Genomic DNA, 24,034 nt, shown 5'->3' with positions numbered 1-24,034 from the left:
TGCAAGTTTATTGCCTGATACTCTGACTCCATGGGAACGATAGAGTCAGTTTGTACCCATTATCAAGAGAAAGCGTTCGAGCGGGGTTCAGACCACGCTATTTGTCGAGATCGGATGGCAGCTGTTTCAAGGAATTCAGGTGGAAGTATGACCATAGAATGTGCCTTAAAGATGCTTGTGTTTTCAGTATTTTTGTTTTTTTATCAGCAGGGGCTGGCAAACGACACCTATGACCTTGAAGAATTCCGGCAGCATCAAAAGAAAAACTGGAAACCGCCTTCAGAAAAACAACAAAGTTGCACAGGTCAGCCCGCCATACCCCCTCTTGAAAACATTCGTATTGGTTTTGTCAGGCTTAATTTAGCTTCTGACACTGTATCGGGAGATGAGCGACTGGAAATCTGTGATGATTACGAGATTTCTGAGCAAGACTTTAATCGTTTGAATAACTTTTATTTTGATTATGTCAACGCGACTGAACAATCTCGAAAACTTCGCATTCAAAAAATGCTGAGACTAATGAATTTTATATTCACTATAAATATAAACAGGACCAATGGGAAAAACCCCGAAGATAAACGAAGAATAAATGCAATAGCAGAAAGCCTCTTTGAGAAAAACTTTTTGTCGGAAAGTATAAATGACGGGAGTGAACATTATTTCCATTATTATGATTTTGAATTCACAGCGAATCATTACAGTTATGACAATGTTAATAAAGATTTATTTCTGATGACTTTTCTTGGTCCCCACTTTCTTTTACAGAATCAATTATATGACCACTTTAAAGTGCTGCATAACAGCTACACCAGAACAAGCTACTATCATGCATTTGAACGTGAATTACTTTCTGTAAATATCAATGAATATCATTCTCCGCAAAGTCTTGCCAATCAATTAGATACAGCTGAATTGGACGCAGGAACAGCACTTTTAATCGGATTAACTGCAATGGCATCAGCGGCTATCCAGCGCATTAATTCAGGAAGGGAATGGCAAGAGACCCTGGAAACCTTGCTGATAAGTTACTTGCCATACGAACTTCTGGATGTTGTCTACAGAAATATAGTCATTCATTGCCACGCTGGACGATCGTATCCAGTACCTATCGTTATGTTTACCGTGAATGGTATGCATGAGTTTACAAACAGTATTTTGGGTATTGACCCCACACCTGCATCACCGCCAGAAAGGCGGGGCCACTCAGTGGATTCTTCTGAGAGCTCGGACAGTGATGGTCATATTGAGGAAACAGATACGGAGCATGAGGATGCGTCAAAAGTGATTCAACAACAAAATGAACTGATAGCCGAACTGCGACGGGAATTAGCAATCCAGTCCGAGAGGGGGGAAGCTGGTGCAGTTGGAGGAGCCTCAGGAGCAGTCAAAAAATGCCCACTATGTCGCACACCACTGGAAGACATTATGCTGTTACAGAGTTGTGGGCATGCTGGTTTTTGCAAGAATTGTGCTGAGCGAATTATAAACGAGCAGAGGGACTGTCCCTTTTGTCGGGAAGCTAGCTTATCAGTCATTAGAGTTATCGACATGTCTCTTCCTTGAATGTGTGCACAGTGCCAGATTGCCTGATGCGCTGGAGCAAATCTACGAAGTAGTTGTATGGATCAATGCCTGCAAGAAGACAACTGACGATCAATGTCTGGAGCAGACTAACGCTGTTTGTCCCATCTTCTGTCCGGCTAAAAAGTCACTGCTTTCTCTCCATCGGGATACACCCGAGAGCAGGCTTGAGGTGATTGCTGTAATGGCAACATCCGGGTCAGCTTTTTCTGTGGGTCTCCATGGCCTATATAAATAGGCTCAGGGGGGCTCACGTAAAGCTCATTAATAGTTGTGCAGCTGTTTTAACGAATGCAGGTGAGAGTATGACCATAGGATGTGCCTTAAAGACACTTTTGTTTTCAGTATTTTTGTTTTTTTATCAGCAGGTGCTGGCAAACGACACCTACGGCCTTGAAGAATTTCGCAGGTATCGTAAGGCAAACACAAATCCACCTTTAAACGAACAACAAAGGCAGGCTTATCAAAGCCCATTTGAAAACATCCGCATTGGTTTTGTCGGACTTAATTTAACCTCTGACGACCTGTCTGGAGATGAGCGATTTGAAATCAGCGGAAATTACGAGGTTGATGAGCAAGATTTTGGACGTCTGATCAGATTTTATTTTCATTATGTGAACAGGACTAACGATCGATATGATCAAAAAACTCGCATTCAAAGAATGCTGAGACTAATACATTATATGTTCGCTATAAATATAAATCAGACCAATGTACAAAGTCCTGACAAGAAAGCGCTAATTAAAGCAATAGCACAAAGCCTCTTTGAACATTTTTTTTCGTCTGTAATGAGAGGTGGCCGGAGAAATCCTTATTTTCATTATTTCTCTTCAGATTGGGGAGCAAGTCAGTCCAATCATGTTGGACTTAATAACAATTTAGTCCTGATGCTTCTGGCTTTTCTTGGTCCTCATTTTCTTTCTGGCAATGACTTTACTAACAATTTTACCGTGCTGCGTAAGAGATATACCGGAATAACCTACAATCGGGCATTTTTCCTTGGTTGGCTTTCTGAAAATATTAATGAATACAGTTCACCGAGCAGCATTGCCGGTCAATTTATGGCAGCCGGATTCGACACGGAAATAGCACTTCTAATTGGTCTGACTGCAATGGCATCAGCAGCTTTCCACAGCATCAACTCAGGGCGGGAATGGCCGGGGACACTGGAAGCATTGCTGCGAGGGTACTTACCCTACGAGATTATGGCTACTATCTACTGGAACTTGGCTCGTTTTTGCCCCTCTGGACATTTACGCCCTGTACCTCAGGTCATGTTTACCATGGAGGGTATGCAAGAGTTTACAGAGGCTATTATGGGTATTTGCACCACACCCTCTGTGCCAGTGCAGGCAGAATCGTCAGAAACTCTGGACTATCTATCGAATTATTTTCGAGGTTCAGGCGACAGCAGGGAGTTTGAAGTTGAGTTTGAGGCTTCTGGTGAGGATCCAGATTCTGCGCAGCAAAACCCGGCTGTAGTCATTCAACAACAAAATGAACTGATAGCCCAGCTGCGACAGGAATTAGCAAGCCAAACTCTAACGGAGGAAGCTGGAGCCGTTGGGGGCGCCCCATGTGAAACCGCTAAATGTCCAGTTTGTTTCGAACCACCGCATGAAATGACGGCACTAGAGCCTTGTGGACACGCTGGTTTGTGCAAGACTTGTGCTGAACGATTTGTACGGGAGCAGCGGGGGTGTCCCATTTGTCGGAAAATAACGCAATCTTACAGGAATATATACCTCGTGCCACGGCCCTGAAAAGGGGAGCCGTTAAGGCTCCCTTATACGACAGCGGATTATTTGTTACGGATAAACTGCAGGAATTCCTGACGGGAAGGCTGGTTTTCACGCATCAGGCCCAGCATGACAGAGGAGGTCATGGAAGAGTTCTGCTTTTCGACACCACGCATCATCATACACATGTGTTTGGCTTCAATGACAACACCCACCCCTTTTGCACCCGTAGCTTCAACAATTGCGTCGGCAATCTGCCTGGTCATGTTTTCCTGGATCTGTAGACGACGGGCAAACATATCCACAATGCGGGCGAACTTGGACAAGCCGAGCACTTTGCCATCAGGTATGTAACCAATGTGGCACTTGCCAATAAAGGGCAGCATGTGGTGTTCGCACATGGAGTAGAGTTCAATATCCCTGACGACCACCATTTCGCTGATATCGGATTCGAACACCGCGTTATTGACAATATCCTCAAGGCTTTGCTCATAACCGCGTGTCAGGAACTGCATGGCCTTGGCGGCACGTTTCGGGGTTTCTCTCAGGCCATCACGGTGAATATCTTCTCCCAGGGATTCGAGAATGGCTTTGTAATGTTCGCTCAGATGTTCGGTCATGGATCGCTCAATAGTGACATGAAAAGTAGTGGCATGAAGAGGGCAGGGGGCGGATACTGTCTGTCCTTCATGGGTAGTTCATGTAAAAAATTGGCCAGAGTTTAACATAAAGGGGGCCATGTGGAACGGTTTGAGTCTCTGAGAGATTTATTTGTTGGCGGACTTGTCAGCTCTGCTCAATCTAGGTAAGTTACAGCGAGTATCAGATGCCTACTGTAAAGTAGTAAAAAAATAACAAACGGGATCGATTATGATAAGAAAACTCAAAAAATGGGTTGCACCTGTTCTTATGCTGGCAGCTACCGGTGCTCAGGCTGAGACCGATAGCGGTACCCTGGAAACCGTGTTAAGCAAAGGTTACCTGAGTTGTGGTGTAAACACCGGTCTGCCGGGTTTTGCGACACCTGATGAGAAAGGCAAGTGGTCCGGCATTGATGTCGATGTCTGTCGTGGCGTAGCAGCTGCGGTACTGGGTGACGCCTCCAAGGTTAAATTCATTCCCCTGACCGCCAAAGAGCGTTTTACCGCTCTGCAGTCTGGTGAAATTGACATGCTTTCCCGTAATACCACCTGGACACTCACCCGTGACGCATCGCTGGGTCTCAACTTTGCCGGTGTCAGTTATTACGATGGTCAGGGTTTTCTGGTGAAAAAAGAGCTGGGTGTGACCAGTGCCAAACAACTGGATGGTGCTGCGATCTGCATTCAGTCCGGTACGACTACCGAGCTGAACCTGGCCGATTATTTCCGCACCAATGGCATGAAATACCAGCCTGTTGTCTTTGATACCTCCGACGGTACGGCCAAAGGTTTTGATTCAGGTCGTTGTGATGTCCTGACTTCTGACCAATCCCAGCTTTATGCCCTGAGACTGCGTCTGTCCAAGCCGGATCAGGCTGTCGTTCTTCCCGAAGTGATTTCGAAAGAGCCTCTGGGGCCACTGGTTCGTCAGGGTGATGACCAATGGTTCAACATTGTGAAGTGGTCTCTGTTCGCTATGATCAATGCCGAAGAACTGGGTCTGACTTCAGCCAATATCGACAAGAGCAAGTCCTCAACCGATCCTTCCGTTCGCCGTTTGTTGGGCATTGAAGGTCCAAAAGGCAAAGGCATGGGCCTCAAGGACGACTGGGCTTACCAGGTAGTGAAGCAAGTGGGTAACTACGGTGAAGTCTTTGAGCGTAATATCGGTGCATCCTCTCCTCTGAAGATTGAGCGTGGCCTCAATGCCCAGTGGAACCAGGGCGGTATTCTCTACGCACCTCCTTTCCGCTAAGAGTTCTGAAAGGCCGACAGCCCCAATAAAGAGGGTTGTCAGCCTTCTGCTATCAGATGCCTATAGCAAATACCTCTGGCAAAATACCTTTAGCAAAATAAAAGTAAAGTCATGAAAGGATTCTTCATGGCTAATAAAAAAGGCACCCTATGTTAGTAAGACTCTGGCGAGACCCGGTCTGGCGGGCTGTTCTTTTTCAGGTTCTGTTGATCCTTGCCGTCGTGGCAATGGTCGCCTGGGTAGTGAACAATACCCTGTCGAATCTCGAGCATCGCGGTATCAGTACCGGTTTTGATTTTTTATCCCAATCCGCAGGTTTTGGCATTATCCAAACTCTGGTGGAGTACGACGAAAGCCACACTTTTGGCAGAACCTTTCTGGTGGGTTTGCTCAATACTCTGCTGGTCTCATTGCTGGGCGTTATCTTTGCCACCGTTCTTGGATTCCTGATCGGTGTCGCCCGCCTCTCCTCTAACTGGCTGCTGTCAAAAATGGCCAGTATTTATATTGAGGTTTTCCGGAATATTCCCCTGCTGCTGCAGATTTTCTTCTGGTACTTTGCGGTTCTGGGCATTCTGCCCAACCCCCGTCAAAGCATCAGCCTGTTTGATGCCGTCTTTCTTAATGTCCGTGGTATCTCTCTTCCCTGGCCCGAATTCAATGCTGGCATGGTGACCGTTGTCTGGGTGTTTGTCGCTTGTCTGGCTGTTGTTCTGACGCTGAGACTCTTTATGCGGCCATGGTTGTTTAACCGTCAACATGGCGAAAACAACGGGCGAACGATTCTTTTTATCAAGCTGGCAATGGCTTCATTCGTTGTGCTGATTCCACTGCTGACCAGCTTTCTGGTAGATGCACAGTTGCAATGGGAGATACCGGAATTAAAAGGTTTTAATTTCTCTGGTGGTCTGGTTTTAATCCCCGAACTGGCTGCACTCTGGTTTGCTCTGAGTATTTATACTGCGGCTTTTATTGCTGAAGTCGTTCGTTCTGGTATTGAGTCCGTCAGCAAAGGTCAGAAGGAAGCCGCTGCGGCTCTGGGTCTCAAGCCCCGCAGAGTTTTGAGTCTGGTGGTGATTCCCCAGGCCATGCGGGTGATTATTCCGCCCCTGACCAATCAGTATCTGAACCTGATCAAGAACTCTTCACTGGCGACGGCTATAGGTTATCCGGATCTTGTTAGTGTATTTGCGGGAACCACACTGAACCAGACCGGTCAGGCCGTTGAGGTGATTGCTATGACCATGGCCGTTTATCTCACGATCAGTCTGACCGTCTCCGTGTTAATGAACTTGTATAACCGCTGGGTATCGCTGGTAGAGCGATAAGGACTCTCTTTATGAAGAGCACGAAGATGGAAGAAAAAATGATTCCTGCAAGAGAGCCCCCGGTCAACTCGAGGGGTGTTTTAGGCTGGATGCGGGAGAAGCTGTTTGCGACGCCCTTACAGTCACTGATGACACTGACCATTATTTACGGGCTCTATCTGATCCTTCCTCCCTTTTGGCAGTGGGCGGTCATGGACGCCACCTGGACGGGCGAAAGTCGCTCGGCCTGTAATGTCGACGGTGCCTGCTGGGCTTTTGTTACTGCACGACTGGATCAGTTTATTTACGGCTTCTATCCCGAGAGTGAAATCTGGCGGGTGAATTTGTTTTTTGCGCAGTTGGCACTGATTCTGGGTTGGCTGATGATTCCGGCCATACCCGGCAAGAAGCTGGCATTGGGGGTGGGACTGCTGGTGTTGCCTGTGACCTCCTGGCTGGTGCTGTCCGGAGGCTACTTCGGTCTGCCCGAGGTTGAAACCCACAAGTGGGGTGGTTTGATGGTGACACTGGTGCTGGCGCTTTATGGCATGTTGGCATCACTACCGGTAGGCGTTTTGCTGGCCCTTGGCAGACGATCTTCCATGCCGGTTATCAGAACTTTCTGTACCGCCTATATTGAACTTTGGCGTGGCGTTCCGCTGATTACTGTCCTGTTTATGGCGTCGGTTATGCTGCCGCTGTTTGTTCCGGAAGAAATTGTTTTCGACAAACTGGTTCGGGCCCTGATTGGCATCGTTATGTTCCAGTCAGCTTATATGGCAGAAGTGGTGCGGGGTGGATTGCAGGCGATTCCAAGAGGCCAGGTAGAAGCCTGTCAGAGTCTCGGAATGGGCTACTGGCAGAGTATGTTGCTGGTGGTGCTGCCCCAGGCTGTTCGTCTGGTGATTCCCGGCATTGTGAATACCTTTATTGCCCTGTTCAAAGACACCAGTCTGGTATTGGTGATTGGTCTGTTTGATCTGCTTTCGATTGTTCAGGCGGCCCTGAATGACCCCGAGTGGCTGGGCAGTGCCGTAGAAGGTTATCTGTTTGCCGGATTTGTGTTCTGGTTGTTCTGTTTTGGTATGTCCAAATACAGCCAGCGCCTGGAAAAGAATTGAATTCAAGAATAATGAAAATGAGAGGTCTTCATGGATAAGATGGTCCGGGAAGTTAAAGACCCTGCAAGTCCTGTCATCAGGTTGAATGGGGTTAACAAATGGTACGACAGCTTTCATGTCCTCAGAGATATTAATCTGGATGTGGTGCGTGGCGAAAAGATCGTGATCTGCGGGCCTTCCGGCTCGGGTAAGTCGACGTTGATTCGCTGTATCAATGCGCTGGAAGAGCATCAGGAAGGCCAGATTATTGTTGATGGCACAGAGCTGACCCGGGACCTGAAAAATATAGAGAAGGTCCGTCGTGAAGTCGGTATGGTGTTTCAGCAGTTTAATCTGTTCCCCCATCTGACGGTACTTGAAAACTGCACGCTGGCGCCGCTCTGGGTCAGAAAAACCGCTAAAAAAGAAGCGGAAAAAACAGCGATGGAATACCTGGAGCGCGTTCGTATTCCCGATCAGGCGGATAAATATCCCGGACAACTCTCGGGAGGACAGCAGCAGCGTGTGGCAATTGCCCGAAGCCTGTGCATGAACCCGGAAATCATGTTGTTTGACGAGCCGACTTCGGCACTGGACCCGGAAATGATCAAGGAAGTACTGGACGTCATGATCGAGCTGGCCAATGAAGGCATGACCATGCTCTGCGTGACCCATGAAATGGGCTTTGCCAAAACGGTAGCGGATCGTATGATCTTTATGGATCAGGGGCAAATCGTGGAAGAGGCGACACCGGAAGTCTTCTTTAATAATCCGAAGTCTGAGCGTAGCAGGGAGTTTTTGGGGCAGATTCTTAATCACTGACTGCCGCAGGGAATTCAGTTTGAATTCCAAACAACAAGGCCGCTAATCTTTTGATCAGCGGCCTTGTTGTATGTTTCTACTGAAAAACCGGCTTAGAAACGGTAAGTTGCAGAAGCATGGAGGGAGTATGAGCTGGATTCATACTTGCCACTGTAAGATGTAGTGTCCTCAGTTAGTTGACCACCACCTTTTACATCGTCATTCTCAACGGTGTCGTAGACAGCCGCAAAGTCCAGATCCACCTGTCCATCAAGAATGCTGGTTCCGGCACCCAGAGTGAAGCTGTGGGCATTGGCTGGAGTAGAGAAGGTAGGCGCAGCATACTCTTCGGGTACAACAGCTGTTGTATAAATATAACCTGCTCTCAGGGCCCAGTTCTCAATGCCGGTGTACTCGGCTGCGATGCGGTAGTTGTACTGGTCTTCCCAGTTGGTGTTGATTGCGGGTACGGCCAGATCGCTGACATCATCGGAGGTAAACTTGATCTGTTCGTTGTTGCTGTATTCAGAGTATGTGACTTCACCAAACAGCGTCCAGTGTGGAGCTACCTGATAATCAATACCAGTAGAGATCTGCATGGGTAATGCTGTTTCTGCGGTTGCATCACCTGTACCGTTTGAGTCAGGGCCAGTGCCGTCTCGGTAGTTGTAATCACCATCCGCTTCAATATCAACTTCAGAGCGGTAGTTGATACCCCAGCCCCAGCGGTTGTCATCGGAGCGGTACATAGCTCCCAGACGGACACCGAAGGTGTTAAAACCGCTCATGTCGTTATAGCCAACAGAAGCTCCAACGTTGCCAATGCCAATATTCTCGGTAGCCAGCAGGTTGATGTCAGCAGTGGCATACGTCAGGCGATATGTACCCCCAACGGACCAGTTATTGTTGATGCGATAAGATAACCCCAGACCCGCTTCAATAATTTTGATGTCAGTAGAGTAGTCGCCTGTGACTGGGTTGGCTACTGCACCGCCAGCAATTCTATCGCCAACCGTTACATCTTCATACTTGGCTGCAGCACCACCAGAAGCATAAACACCATAACCCATAGTGAACTTGTCGTTCAGTTTGTATAGACCTGTCAGGCCGCCTGCGGGGGAAAAATTGGTTTCACCTTCAATAAAACTTGGCTCACCAGCCGCAGGACCATTTACCTGAGTAAAAGTAGGAGACACATGCAGAGCAATATCATTGGACTCCGCAAAAGCCATACCGGCCGGGTTGAAGAAGATGGCACTGGAATCATCGACAGAAGAAACGGCTGCACCTGCCAGTGCACTGTATTCGGCATCCCAGAGCGTCGCTTTCTCAAAACCACCGGCTACCGCATGACCTGCAGAAACAGCAGCAGCGAGAGTGGAAACGAGGAAAAAAGGCGAGGAACGTGTAGGGCTTTTCATTATTACTCCTTAATGGTGGCAAGACCTCAGGCAGCTCCCTGTTTTAAAAAAGGATTTCTTTTTATTAACAAGTGACATCAATCTGCCTGATTGCGAACCGTGTGGCTCTTGTGGATTTTTGCTGGTTCGCTGGTCGAACGAGGGCTATTTTATTTATTCTTAATCGAAATTAATGTTATTTTTTTGTAAATAATTAGCTATTAAAAAGTCTTTTAAAAGTGCTTCAAAACAAGCTTTTGAAACTATGGCAAGCAGTAACTCTATTTCTGGATTGTTGATTCAAGTTGAATCGTCTTGTTAATTATGATTCGAATATTATTCAATTTATGGTTGCAACTAATTCAATACACCTTGATTAGTAGGGAACATTCATCCAGAGACGATAATGAGGTCGGATCGAGTGATTAATACATTAACTGTATTTATGAGAGGGTAAACATCTATTGGGCTGAGGGGAGTAAATAATGATCTAAGAAAAAAACAAAGCCGCAGACTTTAGATCAGCGGCCTTGTCTATTATGCGTCTAACAAACCGACTTAGAAGCGGTAAGTTGCAGAAGCATGGAGGGAGTAGGAGCTGGATTCATACTTACCAGCATAAGATTTAGTAGTGCTGGTCAGGTCACCACCCCCTTTTACATCGTCATTCTTAACTGTGTCGTATACAGCAGCAAAGTCCAGATCCACTTGTCCATCAAGAATGCTGGTGCCTGCACCCAGAGTGAAGCTGTGGGCATCGGCTGGGCTTGAGAAGGTGGGTGCAGCATATTCTTCGGGTACAACAGCTGTTGTATAAATGTAACCGGCTCTGAGAGCCCAGTTTTCGATTCCGGTGTACTCGGCAGCAACGCGGTAGTTGTATTGGTCTTCCCAGTTGGTGTTGATTGCAGGTACCGCAACAGTGGTATCGTCAGAGCTAAAGTCGATCTTTTCAATGTCGCTGTACTTAGAGTATGTGATCTCACCGAACAGGGTCCAGTGTGGGGCTACTTGGTAGTCGACACCGGTAGATATCAGCATGGGCAGTGCTGTTTCCGCAGTGGCATCTCCTGTAACGATGGAGGCGGAGCCTCTACCGTCTCGGTAGTTATAATCACCATCTGCTTCAATATCGACTTTAGAACGATAGTTGATACCCCAGCCCCAGCGGTCGTCATCAGAGCGGTACATGGCACCCAGACGAACACCGAAGGTATTAAAGCCGCTCAGGTCGTTATAGCCCACTGAAGCTCCAAGAGCACCACCAAACGCATCGGGGGCTGACGCCAAGTTGATATCGGCAGTAGCATAAGTCAGGCGATATGTACCCCCAACGGACCAGTTATTGTCGATGCGGTATGATAACCCCAGACCCGCTTCAATAATTTTGATGTCAGTAGAGTAGTCGGCTGTGACTGATGCAGAGCTGCCAACCTTAACATCCTCATAACTGGCAGCCGCACCACCGGAAGCATAAATACCGTAACCCATGGTGAACTTGTCATCCAGTTTAAACAGACCTGTAAAGCCGCCAACAGGGGAAAAGTTTTTTTCACCATCAGTAAAGTTTGTACCATCCGCAGGACTGCTTGTCTGGGTAATGGTTGGAGATAAGTGCAGAGCAATATCATTAGACTCCGCAAAAGCCAGACCGGCCGGGTTAAAGAATATGGCACTGGAATCACTGACAGAAGAAACCGCTGCACCTGCCAGTGCAGTGTATTCAGCATCCCAGAGCGTCGCTTTTTCAAATCCACCGGCTACCGCCTGACCTGCTGAAAGTGCAACAGCCAGGGAGGAGGCTACAGCTAATGGAGAGAGAGAAAAATGCGAGGAACGAGTGTGGCTTTTCATTATAACTCCTGGCGGTGGCAAGACCTGAGGCGGCTGCTTGTTACAAAGAAAGCCACAAAGAAATGACTTCTTTTTGATTAACAAGTGATGTGAGGCTGCCTGATTGCGAACTTTGTTTGCTCTTTTTTGAGTCTTTTCCGGTTCGCTGGTCGAAAGACCGCTGGTCTATTTATGCTTATTATTAGTTTTTGTTGCCGTTTTAAACGTGCTCTGCAATGGACGTTTGAAACGACAGTACGAAATATCTCTGTTTAGAGGTGTCGAGTCAAGACAGGGTTGGGTGTTAATTGTAATTCGAATAGTATTCGATTTTTATTTTAATGAATTTAAGATGTTTTGGTGCGGCTTTTTATTACTAACTTAATGATATTTAATGGTTTTTCTTGAAGGTTGAGATCCGGAACAGTATCGAGAAAAGAAGAAAAAAAATTTTAAAAAAATAGGCAATCGAGTCTCTGATTGCTGTGTAGGCGTCAGTAATCGGGCCATGTTGAATACTTAAGATGTTTTTTATATAAACTGAAAGACAGGCACTCATGGTGTCATCTGAACCTGCATAAGGCTTCGGAGTTTGACGAAAGTTCCTGTTGAATTAAGTAAGCGCCCTGATGTGGCCTATGCGATTTGGAACGTATACTTTGGGTATTCATTCATCGGATTCATTCTCTCTTTCATGCTGCTCTATATTCTGGATTTATTTGGTACTGCAGTGTTTGCCATCAGCGGTGCCTGGCTGGCCTGTCGCAAGGATATGGATATCTTTGGGGCAATGGTTCTGGCGTTTGCCACTGCCGTGGGGGGTGGCACGATTCGCGATGTTCTTCTGGGAGCAACGCCGGTTTTCTGGGTGCAAAATCATGATTATGTTCTGGTTACTCTTGCCTCAACCCTGCTGGCGATTCTGGTAAGGCGCTGGCATCAGAAAACCCATCATATGATGTTGCTTTCTGATGCGCTGGGTCTGGCTGTATTTACTGTGATTGGTGTCACCAAAGCTCTGGATTTCGGAGCTTCGGCTATTGTCTCTGTCATGATGGGGGTACTTACCGGTTGTGGTGGAGGGGCTATCCGTGATCTGCTTTCTGGTGAAGTGCCGCTGGTGCTAAAAAAAGAGGTCTACGCCTTTGCCGCTATGGCGGGTGGTGCTCTTTTTGTTGTATTGGAATCTTATATTGGAGTCAATATGGCAACACTCCTGTCTGCAGGTCTGGTTCTGTTACTCAGACTTTTGGCTCTTTACAAGAAATTATCTCTCCCCCGTTTTGACCTGCCTCCCACCGCTCGCTGACCTGAAAGGAGCTTTGAGATATAGCTATTTGCTCAGAGCTCCTGTGTTTTTAATATCTCTTGATTACTAATCGTCGTTAATGCCTCTAAAAAAAAAGCATGGAAGCGTTTCTGCGTCTATACCTTTCAGAACAACACACACAATGAGGTTTGAAGATGACTTTGTGTTTACGACAGAGGTTGGCTGTTCTGTCACCTCTTCTTGCCGCCATGGCAGTTTCCTTTCATTCCAGTAGTGCTTTCTCTGCAGGTTACGGTATTAATGAAAACTCAGCCAGCTACATGGGTACAGCCTATGCGGGCAGAGCGTCCAACCCTCAGGATGCTTCCATTGCAGCCAATAACCCGGCGGGTATAGCTTATGTTGAGGGTACTCAGGTTTCAGTGGGCTCCGCTATCATTCTTGAGGGAGGTGAGTTTGAGGGGCAGCATACTATTCCTACTGGTCCTACTGGAACGGTGTTTGCTCAGGGCAAAACGGAAGATTTCGTGTCAACAAGCGGGGTGCCTTTTGGGCATTTTGTTATGCCACTGAATGAGCAAATCAGCTTCGGGCTGAGTGGGTATGCCCCTAATGGTATTGAGCTGGATTATGACGAGGATTGGGTGGGTCGTTACTTTGGTAATAAAACCAGTGTTAAAACTGTCAACTTGCAGGGAACATTTTCCTACAAATTCCAGGAGGACTTTTCTGTTGGTTTTGGGTTAATCGGTTCCTATGTGGAAGGAGAATTAACTCAAAATGTCAATCCCCTTGCGCCTGCTGCAAAAGCAAAGATTGAGGGCGATGCTAAAACATTGGGTTGGACTCTGGGAGCACTGTGGAATGTTTATGATAAAACCTATGTCGGCCTTGCCTACTTCTCGGAACTTGATTTTGAACTTGAGGGAGATGTAAAAATCGAGGGCTTGAGCCCTGATGAGATGAAATCGGATGCAAAGCTCGATATCACTATGCCAGAGAAAGCAGCTCTGAGCCTGACCCATGAGCTCAACGATGAATGGACTCTGATGGCAGAGGCCACCTGGACTCGTTGGAGCCGGTTCGAGGAATTTTATGTCAGAGCGGATAATTCTATGCTGTCCAGCTACGTCCCAATCAACTGGAAAGATGTCTGGGCATGGAGTTTTGGTGCTACATGGCAAGTACTGCCAGAGTGGAAGCTAAGGGCGGGCTACATGTTTGATGAGTCTCCCGTCGATGATGATAATCGTACTGTGCGTACACCGGATTCCGACCGAAACTGGTTTACTGTGGGAGCAAACTGGAGGCCTGATACCAATATCTCCATAGACATTTCCTATGCGTATGTGAGTCTGAAAGAAGGCAAAATCAGTGAATCCAAGTACACTCCGGATCAAAGGACTACTCCTGATCCTTCCTACGGCACAATAACAGGCGATTATAAAAACAGCTCCAATATTGTGGCTGCACAATTGAATTATATTTTCTAGACTTGTTGAGTCTGAGACCTTGCCTGTTTTTACAGGCAAGGTCTTGGTAGAGGTTTTTCAGAACCAGGGAATAAGTCGATGAAATCAGTCTTTAACAAAAAAACGATTAAAATTAGTCTTGTGATGTCCGCGCTAATGGCGACAGGAGGTGCTCCGGTTTCGGGGTATGCAGACCAGCCAGCCAGCAACAAAGATGAAGTGATTACCGAAAAGCCGACTGTTGATCAGGACAAGATCTGTCAGGATCTCGGGCATATTTTCACCAAAAGCCAGAATGGTTTTTCGGACATACGTAAACAACCTTCTTTCTACAACAAAATCACCATATGGCAGACAGACTATCAACCACTGAACGGTGGCTGCGAGGTCTGGCAGTGGTCGAATCGTTACAGCTATGTATGCAGTCGTGTTCTGCCTGATGAACAGACTGCGGCTCAGGCTTTTGATGAAGCCAACCGCGTCATTGGTCAATGTCTGCCGAAGAGTTGGGCGCAAAAGCAGTTGGCATTGCCTGACAACAAGGGCGAAAAAATTCAGTATTCCTTCAATGGGCAGGTCAGGGGTTCTCTGGAAAAAGTCAGCACCGGCGGACTGTTTACCCATGACTGGACAGTTTACCTGTTGATTTCATCACCGGAAAATACTCAGTAGTACTGATATGAGTAAAAGAAAGGCATTTTGTCCGGTAGTACTCATGGACACTGTGGCGTGGGCAAAATGTTTTTCGAAAGGCCGTGGTCGTTTAACCTCCATCCTGAAAAAGCTTCCGTTATTAGTGCTTCTTCTCTATCAGGGCACTCTGTGGGCTTATGGCTTTCCTATTAAGGACCCATTCCTGGCGACCGTCGTTGGCACCCCGCCCGGGCAACAGGTGAAGCTTCGGCAAGGTATTGTCCGCGAGGCGATTTTAGGATTGGCTGACGAAACCGTTAAGGGTGCACCGGGTATATTCTGGGATGTGATCAAACCCCGTTTCAAGTTGGCCTGGCAGGAGAAACCTGCTCCACTGATTTTTATTATTGCCGGCACCGGTGGTCGTTTCGATACCAGCAAGGTCGAGTTCCTGAAAAAGGTTTACTATCAGGCGGGGTTTCATGTTATTCAGATCTCATCCCCCACCAGTTACGACTTTGTTGTTTCCGGCTCCCGATCCCATCGACCCGGTCTGACTCAGCAGGATTCAGAAGATCTTTATCGTCTGATGAAAGCGTCTGTCAGGCGGGTTCGCTCCTTTAAAAAAATTCAGATTAAAGGCTGGTATCTGACAGGTTACAGCCTTGGTGCGCTCAACGCTGCTTATATCGCCAGAATAGACAGCGAAAAGAACGCCTTTGGCTTTAATCGTGTGCTGTTAGTGAATCCTCCTGTTGACCTGCGGCGCACCGTCAATAGTCTTGATCGCTTACTGCTGGTCGACGTGCGGGGCGTTGATAATGCAAAAACGCTTTTTAATCATTTCTTTGACAAGCTGGCTGCTTATTTTCGGACGCATAAAAGTATTGATATCGATGAATCCATGTTGGTTCAGGTGGCAAAAAGCGCTTATGCCCTGAGCAGGGAAGAGCTGGCACTGCTGATAGGCGTCAATTTCAGGTTGGTAGTAGCGTCCCTGTATTTCACTTCTGCTGTCATGACCTGGAACATCAGCCTGATTCCCAGGTTTTTCAAATTCACCCTGAGTGATAGCCGAACTCCTTATTTTAAGCGGGCTATGTTTTGCAGCTTTGAATGCTATATAGATAAGGTACTGATTCCTTATGAAGAGAAGCAGAAGGGAATCTACTTTGATCAGAAAAAATCCCTCGCTGCGCAGCGTACTCTTATATTTGAGCAGAACGGTTTGCCTCGCCTTAAGTCGTGGTTGAAGAAAGCCCGGCATATAGGTGTGATGCACAATGTGGATGACTTTATTATTGACAAGAAAGGGCTCGACTTTCTTTATGATACCTTCGATGGGCGAATAAAAATTTACCCTCGGGGTGGGCATATGGGCAATCTGAAGTATCCACAAAACGTGGAGGATATGCTCAGCTTTATCAAAGGTAAGGGCTTTCCCGATGCTTAGAGCCGGACTCCTGCTCCTGTTGTTTTCTCTAACAGTCTGCAATCTCCCGGCTGATCCGAGTATTCCTTATTCAGATCCTATGGATACTTTGAAGTACAGAGACTCCGATGATCAGTTATTGGAAGACTGGCATCACAATATGAATTCAATGTCGTTTATGGATGTCTATGATCCACTGGAGCCCTTTAATCGCGAGGTGTTTGCTTTTAACCGGCAGTTGGATCGCTATTTTCTTGAGCCCGTCATGCAGCTTTATGAAACGGTGACCCCGTTTTTTGTTCGGATCGGAATAGCCCATTTTTTTCAGAATCTGAAAGAAGTTTCCACCCTTATGAACAACCTGCTTCAGTTTGAAGGTGAGCGAGCCGTTAAGTCGGTCGGTCGGTTATTCATCAACACTACTCTGGGTATTTTTGGCTTTTTTGATCCTGCCGAGAGTATGGGGTTGCCCCATCAACGCAATGAGTTTGGCAATACACTGGCAAAATATGGGGTGGGAGCCGGACCTTATCTGGTGGTTCCGGTCGTTGGTCCATTCAGTTTGAGGGATGTGAGTGGTCTGGTCGTTGATCTGGTCGCAGAAGATTATATTGATTTTCTCGGGGTGCCTTCACAGGTGTTTTCCCAGCCTGACCTGTTTGCCATCTATGGAATTAACTATCGCTATACCGTTCCCATGAGCTACGATGACTTCAGCTCGCCCTTCAGCTACGACATTATTCGCTTTTTGTATACCAAAAGGCGGGAGTTGGAAGTGGGCGTTAACAAATAAAGCTCCAATGTGTCTGCAATAGAAGGGAGGTGTCTTCCAGCTCGCAGGCAATGTCGGAGCTGGAAGAAAATAACTCAGGCTTCTTTGCGAATAAACACCCATTCCTTTTCATTCGACATGGCTTCGTTGTAGCTGTAGCCCTCGTAATCAAAACCTTTCAGGTCATCGACTTTTTTCAGGTTGTTATCAATGGCGTAACGACACATCAGGCCCCTGGCTTTTTTAGCGTAGAAGCTGATGATTTTGTATTTGTCACCTTTCCAATCCTTGAAGACCGGGGTGATGATCTGACCTTTCAAAAGTTTGGGCTTAACGGCCTTGAAGTATTCATTGGAGGCCAGGTTAACCAGAATATCATCTTTTTGAGCGGCCATTTCTTCGTTCAGTTTGTCGGTGATCTGTTCGCCCCAGAATGCATAAAGGTCTTTTCCGGCATTATTGGCAAATTTGGTGCCCATCTCCAGACGGTATGCCTGCATCAGGTCGAGAGGTTTCAACAGACCGTAGAGTCCTGAGAGAATGCGCAGGTGTTTCTGGGCATAATCAAACTGTTTGGCATTCATGGTCTCAGCATCAAGCCCTGTGTAAACATCACCTTTAAAGGCCAGGACTGCCTGTTTGGCATTTTCCTGGGTAAAGGGCTGTTGCCAGGCCTGGTAACGGGCAGCATTCAGCTGTGACAGTTTATCGCTGATGCTCATCAGGCTGCTGATATCCGCCGGACTCAGCTCACGCAGTTGATCAATCAGGTTCTGGGATTGGTCCAGAAATTCTGGCTGACTGAACTTTTTCGTCACCACAGCGGTGTCATAGTCCAGGGTTTTGGCAGGTGACACGACAAAAAGCATGGTTTTTTCTTCCTTCTGAATTCCGGTTCTACCCCTAATACCAATCGAACTTTCTAACTCCCTATTGCGCTGAAGATTTGAGCCTTAATCCTGCGTTGGCGATCGTCGCCATAGCTAAGGCTATGACTCCTCACGCCGCCTTGTCTTAAGGCTCAAATCTCCATGCTCATTGCGGGAGTTAGAAAATACGATTGGTATAACAAGCTGAAGTGTTCAGCTTTAGCACTATGGAACACATCCTAGTAGAGGGAGGAGGTGTTTGGTAGTGAATTATCTCTATTATGTTGATAGACCGGTCAGACTAAGGTGTTTAGTTGTGCGGTTGAGGCAGGTCTTAATCAGGAGGATAGGGCTTCAAGGAGAGGTTGATGATTCATGGTTGTCAATTTTTGATAGCCAGACGATCAAGTCTGGCTATCTCTCTGAGGTCAGTGAATATTAAAGGTTTTCTTCAGCGTATGCGGCCAGCGGCGAGCGTGGGACCCCCTGTAACTGGACTGCGCCACCGTGTGGAAAGTTTTTAAATCGTTCAGTCATGTAAGTCAGTCCTGAACTGGTCGGTGCCAGGTAAGGGGTATCAATCTGGGCCAGGTTGCCCAGGCAGATAACCTTACTGCCTGAACCCGCACGGGTGATAATGGTTTTTATCTGGTGCGGTGTCAGGTTCTGACATTCATCAATGATGATCAGGCTCTGTTGAAAGCTTCGTCCCCTGATATAGTTCAGGGATTTGAAATGGAGAGGGACCTGCTTGAGAATGTAGTCCACACTGCTGTTGGTGGATTCATCGTCGTAGTGCAGGGCTTCGAGGTTGTCAGTAATGGCACCCAGCCAGGGCTCCATTTTCTCAGCTTCCGTGCCCGGCAGGAAGCCAATGTCTTCATCCAGCCCCCGGGTTGAACGGGTCGCTATGATTCGACGGAACTGTTTGGTAGCGACTGTCATCTCTATCGCGGCGGCCAGAGCCAGAATGGTTTTACCTGAGCCCGCAGCACCGGTCAGGTTGACCAGGTGAATATCGGGGTCCATTAAAAGATTCAGGGCTATGGCCTGATGAATATCGAGAGGCTGGAGCCCCCAGGCTTCCTGACTCATTAGTGCTTCACGACAGAAGTGCTGCAACTGGACTTCGTCCGGAGTGATGGCGTTCACCCGGGCTACAAATCCAGTGTCGTCCAGGAAAAACTGGTTCAGATAGATATCGTCACCAAGTTCTTCTTTCAACAGTCGATGGTAGGTAATACCCTCCAGCTGCTCTGTCTGAACCTGGGAAACGCGGTCCCAGAAGTTGCCTTCGAACAGTCGGTAACCTTTACTGAGCAAACCAATATCTGAAACCAGTTGATCGCTGTGGTAATCCTCCGTTGGAATTCCGCATCCCCTGGCTTTCAGACGCATATTGATATCTTTAGTCACCAGAACAACCGGTGCACCCGGGTGGGTTTCCTGAAAATGACAGATATCGTTGATGATGCGGTTATCGTTATTGCTGGTGGGCAGTGTGGTAATGTTCTCTACATAATGAGAGCTCAGGATTGAGAGAGTACCCTGAGGCTCTGATTTATTACCACGTCTGATAGGAACGCCTGCTTCGATCTCCGAGGGTGAGGCAGTACCCAGTATCTGGTCAATCAGTCTGATGGCCTGTCGGCAGTCAGCAGCGATGGTTTGCTTTCCGTTTTTAAGCTTGTCCAGTTCCTCCAGAACGGTCATGGGAATGAGCACTTGATGCTCTTCAAAGTTGAGGATTGAGTTAGGGTCGTGTATCAGAACATTGCTGTCGAGAATGTAGGTGGTTGTTTGGGTTGAGATGATCGGCCTGGCTTCCAAGGCGTTTCCCATAGGCAGCTTCCTCGTCCTTTTTTTGGGTCTCTCATATTTGATTTTTATCGAAAAGAAGCAAGTCGGCAAGTTTAAATTTCAGATAGGATTAAAAAAATTTAAATACTGATTTTATTGTTTTAATGAGTGAGCTTTGATTCTAAACTTAGAGGATTACATTCTTATTCCTGCCAGATGCTTCGTCCAGAAACTGTCCTGAACTTTTCTGCTTACATCGCTTTTTAGAGTGTCGAGAGGCATTCGCCAGCGAACCTTCTATCGAACACTCGCTGGTGGTGAGTAGCACGTTAATGATTATTTCAACAGATCTCCGGGTGGGTATTCCAGGTTGAGCTTTGCACCCAGCATTTCTTCCAGGTCGGGGATCAGGAAAGAGTCTTCTTCACAGGCAAAGCTGATGCTGGTACCACTGGCTCCAGCCCGGCCTGTCCGGCCAATGCGGTGGACATAATCTTCCGGGTCTTCAGGCAGGTTGTAGTTGATCACATGACTTATTCCGTCAATGTGAATACCACGGCCCGCAACATCGGTAGCCACCAGAACGGTCAGCCTGCCATTTTTGAAGTTATCCATCGTCTTGAGGCGCTTCTTCTGAGGTACTTCACCGGAAATTTGATCAGCTTTTAGGCCTTTCTTTTGTAGCTTCTCGGTCAGCCGACGGGTTTCATCCCGACGATTGGTGAACACAATCACCCGCTCCAGGTTGTTTTGATTGATCAGGTTGATCAAAAGAGGAACTTTCTGTTCATTGGTGACAATGTAAACCTTCTGATCGACGGTCTCTGTGGCAACGCTTTCTGGTTCGATTTCAACTTTCACAGGCTTCCAGGTCCACTGTGCACCGAGTCTTAGTACCTCATCCGTGAAGGTGGCTGAAAACAGCAGGGTCTGGCGATCGCCAGGACGGGGTGTCATTCGGATAATGCGACGAACCTGAGGAATGAAGCCCATATCCAGCATTCGGTCGGCTTCGTCAATGACCAGTGTTTCGGTCAGGTCCAGATGCAGGTCTTTACGTTCGCAGTAATCCAGAAGTCGGCCAGGCGTAGCCACCAATATATCGATGAAGCCATTACTCATGCGGCTGCGCTGCTTCTCATAATCCATTCCACCAACAACCGTCAGCACATTCAGGGGCAGGTATTTGGTCAGGGCTTCAGCATCCTGACCAATCTGTAATGCCAGTTCCCGTGTAGGGGCAATGATGACGGCACGGGGTTCACCGAGGTAGCGTTGATCCGGTGGTGGGATATCGATCAGTTGTTTGATGGTGCTGACAAGAAAGGCGGCTGTTTTACCCGTGCCGGTTTGAGCTTTACCAATAGCGTCTCTACCAGCCAGCGTGCTGCCCAGTACTTCTGCCTGAATGGGGGTGCAGTACTTGTAGCCCAGTTCCTGAATGGCTCGCATCAGTTGATCAGGCAGATCAAAGTCATGAAAGCGGGTTTTACCCTGCTCTGGCTCTACCTGGAACTGGCTGATATGCCAGGAAGGCTCGGAACTCTTGTTGGCTGAGCGATGAGAGCTGTGAGAGTGGCTACGTCGAGCAGTGTTCTGAGTCTTGGGGTTTCTGGATTGGGCTCCGACAGCTTTGCTGTTTTTCTTCCCGCTCCGGGGCTTGGAAGAAGGGTTTTTTGGTGCCGGTGAAGGCTTTTGTCCACCGGATGAAGGTGCTTTTTTCTTTCTGAAAAGACCTAGTAAACCGCTCAATGCTTTAATCTCGTTCCAATACGATATCGGTATCCCGGTCTGCAGCGTTGGGCTGCCGTGTCCTGAGAGTGTCTCGGAACCGGGGATTGAATCTGCTGATGACGGGTATCTCCGCCCTGGTGTTAAAGAGTCGGGCAAACAGAAAGAGAAAGAGGCCTTCAGGTAACTGGCTGTTAATTGTCAGTTACCTACTCAGCAGCAACGCGCCGCAGGAAACTGGATTTGCAAGGCTGCGGCATTCCAGAGGGATTCTAAGGTATCTGGCGGGTGATTGCTAAAATGATTGCTCATCCACGTCGCTATAATCCGGGCTGTCCTGCTCTTCGTGCTTTCTTTTACGCATGAAGAGTCTGTCCAGCTTACCTTTTTTGCTGATTTTTCTGTTTTTTCTGCGGAGCTTCGATTTATAGAGTATTAACATCAGAGGTTGATCAGGCATGGGTTTTAGGGGACGTCCCTTGAAAAAAAAGCTCACTTCTTCGGCGAACTTCTGGATTTTGGCAGCCAGCGTTTCGGTCTCGGTCTCCGGGCCTTTCTCATGACCCTGAGTCAGTATGTTCATAATGTATTGCACTGGCGCTATTTCCATAGGACAACACCTCAATGTTGGGATTTGTATGCTCTTTTACCCATGAAAATCCGCTAATGGTGGCCGGATGACCTCTTTTCATGAAGAACAATTCTAAAGATACGCAATTTTCTCTCATGCAACCATTAGACATAAGTCTTGGGGAAATGGTTCCTCATGAGCCGCCCGCAATAGCGGAACAAATGATAATCGGAAGTTCTGTCGTGGCAGGGCAGACTTATCGAATTGACAGGTAATCCCCCAATAATTCACAAAAAACCAGAGAGAGATTCCTTGTCAATAGTCAGAGCTCGGAAACAATATCCTTGCTGAATGACTTCTCGCAATAGTGACACTTCAGTCGAATATCGTCGTCTTTTTCCCGCAGGTAGAAATAGCTGCTCACAGGCTCATTGTGAGTGATGCAGTTTGAGTTAGGGCAAGGAAAAGCGCCTCTGAGCGTCTCGGGAACTGTCATTTTGAATTTATCAACGACCTGGTATTCGTCGATGACATTGATGGTGGCTCCCTGTGCGAACAGGGCCAGCTGACTGGCTTCTTGTTCAGTGAACTTCAGGCCAGTCACTTTAATAATATCTTTGCGACCCTGAGCCTTGCTGGGCAGGTTAAAGCCCACGGTAATACTGACATTGGAGTCCAGCAATTGCAGGCGATCCAGAATTTTAACACCCTGACCTGCGGGGATATGGTCAATGACGGTGCCTTTGCGAATGGCTTCAACCTGAAGCTTGTTGGTCATTGCTGTGTCTCCCTTCAGATACTTTCGTTCAAAACCAGAGCCAGGAGCGCCTGACGGGCATAGACCCCATTTTCGGCCTGCTGAAAATAGTAGGCATGAGGTGTGCTATCGACAGCCATTTCTATCTCGTCGACCCGTGGCAGGGGGTGAAGAATTTTCAGGTTGTCTCTGGCTCCCTTCAGACTTTCGACACCCAGAATATATTTAGAGGCCATGTGCATGTATTCAGTTTCATCAAAGCGCTCTTTTTGAACCCGAGTCATATAAATAATGTCAGACTCTGGTACCACCTCTTCAATAGTCTCGGTTTTGCGGTAGTGAATGCCTTTTTCGTCCAGCTCTTCAAGCAGGTAATCGGGCATTGAAAGGGCATCGGGTGCGATAAAGTTAAATTTGGCACCAAACAGTGACATAGCCTGAACCAACGAATGAACGGTTCTGCCGTATTTAAGGTCACCGACAAAGGTAATGGTCAGTTCGTCCAGCGTCCCCTGACATTCTTTAATGCTGAACAGGTCCAGCAATGTCTGTGTCGGGTGCTGGTTGGCACCGTCACCGCCATTGATGATGGGGACATTAGCGAATTCAGAGGCTAGTCGTGCTGCGCCTTCCTGAGGGTGACGCATGATGCAGGCATCGGTATAGGAGCTGATGATTTTGACTGAGTCGGCCAGTGTTTCACCTTTTCTGGCAGAAGTGTTACTGCTGTCAGAGAAACCAATCAGGGTTCCTCCCAGCCTCTGAACAGCGGTTTCGAATGAGAGACGGGTGCGGGTAGAAGCCTCGAAGAAGCAACTGGCGATCACCTTGCCCTTCAACAGATCAGGACGTGGCTTTGTTTTAAGCTGGGCGGCAGTCTTCAGAATTTGTTCAAGGTCTGAACGATTCAGGTCTGCTATGGAAATGATGTCCCTCAGATAGAGCTGGTTTTCCATCAAGAATTACCTGTTCCTGAGTAAGGGTGTAGAGTTGGGCGCTGGTGCCAAATAGCCTTTGGAGCTATATGGACAGCACAAGCCAAAAAAAAGCCCCTGATAAAGGGGCTTTTT

General features: G+C 47.5%; 21 protein-coding genes. 12 read left to right on the top strand and 9 right to left on the bottom strand.

The features are described 5' to 3' along the window. Positions 1-147: 147 nt before the first annotated feature. The 3 genes from ACOMG9_RS19085 to ACOMG9_RS19075 all read left to right on the top strand — a co-directional run bounded on the left by ACOMG9_RS19085 (position 148) and on the right by ACOMG9_RS19075 (position 3,344). Positions 148-1,563, top strand: a complete 1,416-nt coding sequence (locus ACOMG9_RS19085) for an RING finger protein (protein WP_448218056.1) — start codon at positions 148-150, stop codon at positions 1,561-1,563. Between the two features lie 19 nt (positions 1,564-1,582). Beyond that, positions 1,583-1,819 carry a hypothetical protein gene (locus tag ACOMG9_RS19080; RefSeq protein ID WP_487247188.1) on the top strand — a complete coding sequence of 79 codons (237 nt, stop codon included), beginning with the start codon at positions 1,583-1,585 and terminating at the stop codon, positions 1,817-1,819. A 67-nt stretch (positions 1,820-1,886) separates the two neighbouring features. Continuing rightward, positions 1,887-3,344, top strand: coding sequence for an RING finger protein (locus tag ACOMG9_RS19075; RefSeq protein ID WP_494529250.1), 1,458 nt, complete (start codon positions 1,887-1,889; stop codon positions 3,342-3,344). Positions 3,345-3,382: 38 nt separating this feature from the next. On the opposite strand, the gene folE is transcribed toward ACOMG9_RS19075, so the two are convergent. Continuing rightward, positions 3,383-3,940 (bottom strand): GTP cyclohydrolase I FolE, encoded by a 558-nt coding sequence (folE, locus tag ACOMG9_RS19070; protein ID WP_317145386.1) that lies wholly within the window; start codon positions 3,938-3,940, stop codon positions 3,383-3,385. 250 nt (positions 3,941-4,190) lie between these two features. On the opposite strand from folE, the gene ACOMG9_RS19065 reads away from it, so the two are divergent. From ACOMG9_RS19065 to ACOMG9_RS19050, 4 genes are all read left to right on the top strand, one after another. Next, entirely contained in the window at positions 4,191-5,216 is a 1,026-nt protein-coding gene (locus ACOMG9_RS19065) for an amino acid ABC transporter substrate-binding protein (RefSeq protein WP_422135035.1), read from the top strand. A 149-nt stretch (positions 5,217-5,365) separates the two neighbouring features. Continuing rightward, positions 5,366-6,544, top strand: a complete 1,179-nt coding sequence (locus tag ACOMG9_RS19060) for an amino acid ABC transporter permease (protein WP_448218054.1) — start codon at positions 5,366-5,368, stop codon at positions 6,542-6,544. 11 nt (positions 6,545-6,555) lie between these two features. Further along, positions 6,556-7,644 carry an amino acid ABC transporter permease gene (locus tag ACOMG9_RS19055; protein ID WP_422138746.1) on the top strand — a complete coding sequence of 363 codons (1,089 nt, stop codon included), beginning with the start codon at positions 6,556-6,558 and terminating at the stop codon, positions 7,642-7,644. Between the two features lie 39 nt (positions 7,645-7,683). Beyond that, positions 7,684-8,445, top strand: coding sequence for an amino acid ABC transporter ATP-binding protein (locus ACOMG9_RS19050; RefSeq protein ID WP_410493919.1), 762 nt, complete (start codon positions 7,684-7,686; stop codon positions 8,443-8,445). A gap of 92 nt (positions 8,446-8,537) precedes the next feature. Here the strand turns inward: ACOMG9_RS19050 and ACOMG9_RS19045 are convergent, their stop codons facing one another. Next, positions 8,538-9,845, bottom strand: coding sequence for an OmpP1/FadL family transporter (locus tag ACOMG9_RS19045; RefSeq protein ID WP_448218053.1), 1,308 nt, complete (start codon positions 9,843-9,845; stop codon positions 8,538-8,540). Between the two features lie 537 nt (positions 9,846-10,382). Then, positions 10,383-11,678 (bottom strand): OmpP1/FadL family transporter, encoded by a 1,296-nt coding sequence (locus ACOMG9_RS19040; protein ID WP_448218052.1) that lies wholly within the window; start codon positions 11,676-11,678, stop codon positions 10,383-10,385. A gap of 571 nt (positions 11,679-12,249) precedes the next feature. On the opposite strand from ACOMG9_RS19040, the gene ACOMG9_RS19035 reads away from it, so the two are divergent. The 5 genes from ACOMG9_RS19035 to ACOMG9_RS19015 all read left to right on the top strand — a co-directional run bounded on the left by ACOMG9_RS19035 (position 12,250) and on the right by ACOMG9_RS19015 (position 17,257). Continuing rightward, the gene (locus tag ACOMG9_RS19035; protein ID WP_422135028.1) at positions 12,250-12,966 is read left to right on the top strand and encodes a trimeric intracellular cation channel family protein; all 717 of its coding nucleotides are present in this window, start codon (positions 12,250-12,252) and stop codon (positions 12,964-12,966) included. 155 nt (positions 12,967-13,121) lie between these two features. Then, a complete protein-coding gene (locus ACOMG9_RS19030) occupies positions 13,122-14,420 on the top strand; it encodes an OmpP1/FadL family transporter (protein WP_448218051.1) in 1,299 nt (432 codons plus the stop codon). A gap of 78 nt (positions 14,421-14,498) precedes the next feature. Next, positions 14,499-15,071 carry a hypothetical protein gene (locus tag ACOMG9_RS19025; RefSeq protein ID WP_448218050.1) on the top strand — a complete coding sequence of 191 codons (573 nt, stop codon included), beginning with the start codon at positions 14,499-14,501 and terminating at the stop codon, positions 15,069-15,071. 7 nt (positions 15,072-15,078) lie between these two features. Then, the gene (locus ACOMG9_RS19020; protein WP_448218049.1) at positions 15,079-16,485 is read left to right on the top strand and encodes a hypothetical protein; all 1,407 of its coding nucleotides are present in this window, start codon (positions 15,079-15,081) and stop codon (positions 16,483-16,485) included. Beyond that, positions 16,478-17,257 (top strand): MlaA family lipoprotein, encoded by a 780-nt coding sequence (locus ACOMG9_RS19015; protein ID WP_494529249.1) that lies wholly within the window; start codon positions 16,478-16,480, stop codon positions 17,255-17,257. The genes ACOMG9_RS19020 and ACOMG9_RS19015 overlap by 8 nt, the downstream gene beginning before the upstream one ends. A gap of 74 nt (positions 17,258-17,331) precedes the next feature. On the opposite strand, the gene yaaA is transcribed toward ACOMG9_RS19015, so the two are convergent. From yaaA to pyrB, 6 genes are all read right to left on the bottom strand, one after another. Continuing rightward, entirely contained in the window at positions 17,332-18,105 is a 774-nt protein-coding gene (yaaA, locus tag ACOMG9_RS19010) for a peroxide stress protein YaaA (RefSeq protein WP_448218047.1), read from the bottom strand. 438 nt (positions 18,106-18,543) lie between these two features. Further along, the gene (locus tag ACOMG9_RS19005; RefSeq protein WP_422135022.1) at positions 18,544-19,947 is read right to left on the bottom strand and encodes a PhoH family protein; all 1,404 of its coding nucleotides are present in this window, start codon (positions 19,945-19,947) and stop codon (positions 18,544-18,546) included. A gap of 294 nt (positions 19,948-20,241) precedes the next feature. Next, positions 20,242-21,429 (bottom strand): ATP-dependent RNA helicase RhlB, encoded by a 1,188-nt coding sequence (rhlB, locus tag ACOMG9_RS19000; protein ID WP_448218659.1) that lies wholly within the window; start codon positions 21,427-21,429, stop codon positions 20,242-20,244. 502 nt (positions 21,430-21,931) lie between these two features. Further along, positions 21,932-22,246 (bottom strand): hypothetical protein, encoded by a 315-nt coding sequence (locus tag ACOMG9_RS18995; protein WP_448218046.1) that lies wholly within the window; start codon positions 22,244-22,246, stop codon positions 21,932-21,934. A gap of 283 nt (positions 22,247-22,529) precedes the next feature. Then, a complete protein-coding gene (gene pyrI / locus ACOMG9_RS18990; RefSeq protein WP_422135020.1) occupies positions 22,530-22,985 on the bottom strand; it encodes an aspartate carbamoyltransferase regulatory subunit in 456 nt (151 codons plus the stop codon). A 14-nt stretch (positions 22,986-22,999) separates the two neighbouring features. Then, on the bottom strand, positions 23,000-23,920 hold the full coding sequence (gene pyrB, locus ACOMG9_RS18985) for an aspartate carbamoyltransferase (RefSeq protein WP_448218045.1): 921 nt from the start codon (positions 23,918-23,920) through the stop codon (positions 23,000-23,002). Between the last annotated feature and the right edge of the window lie 114 nt (positions 23,921-24,034).

Source organism: Endozoicomonas sp. PH6C, from assembly GCF_059322965.1.
Note: the sequence above shows the minus strand (reverse complement) of the source record. Positions and strands in the feature narration are given on the sequence as shown.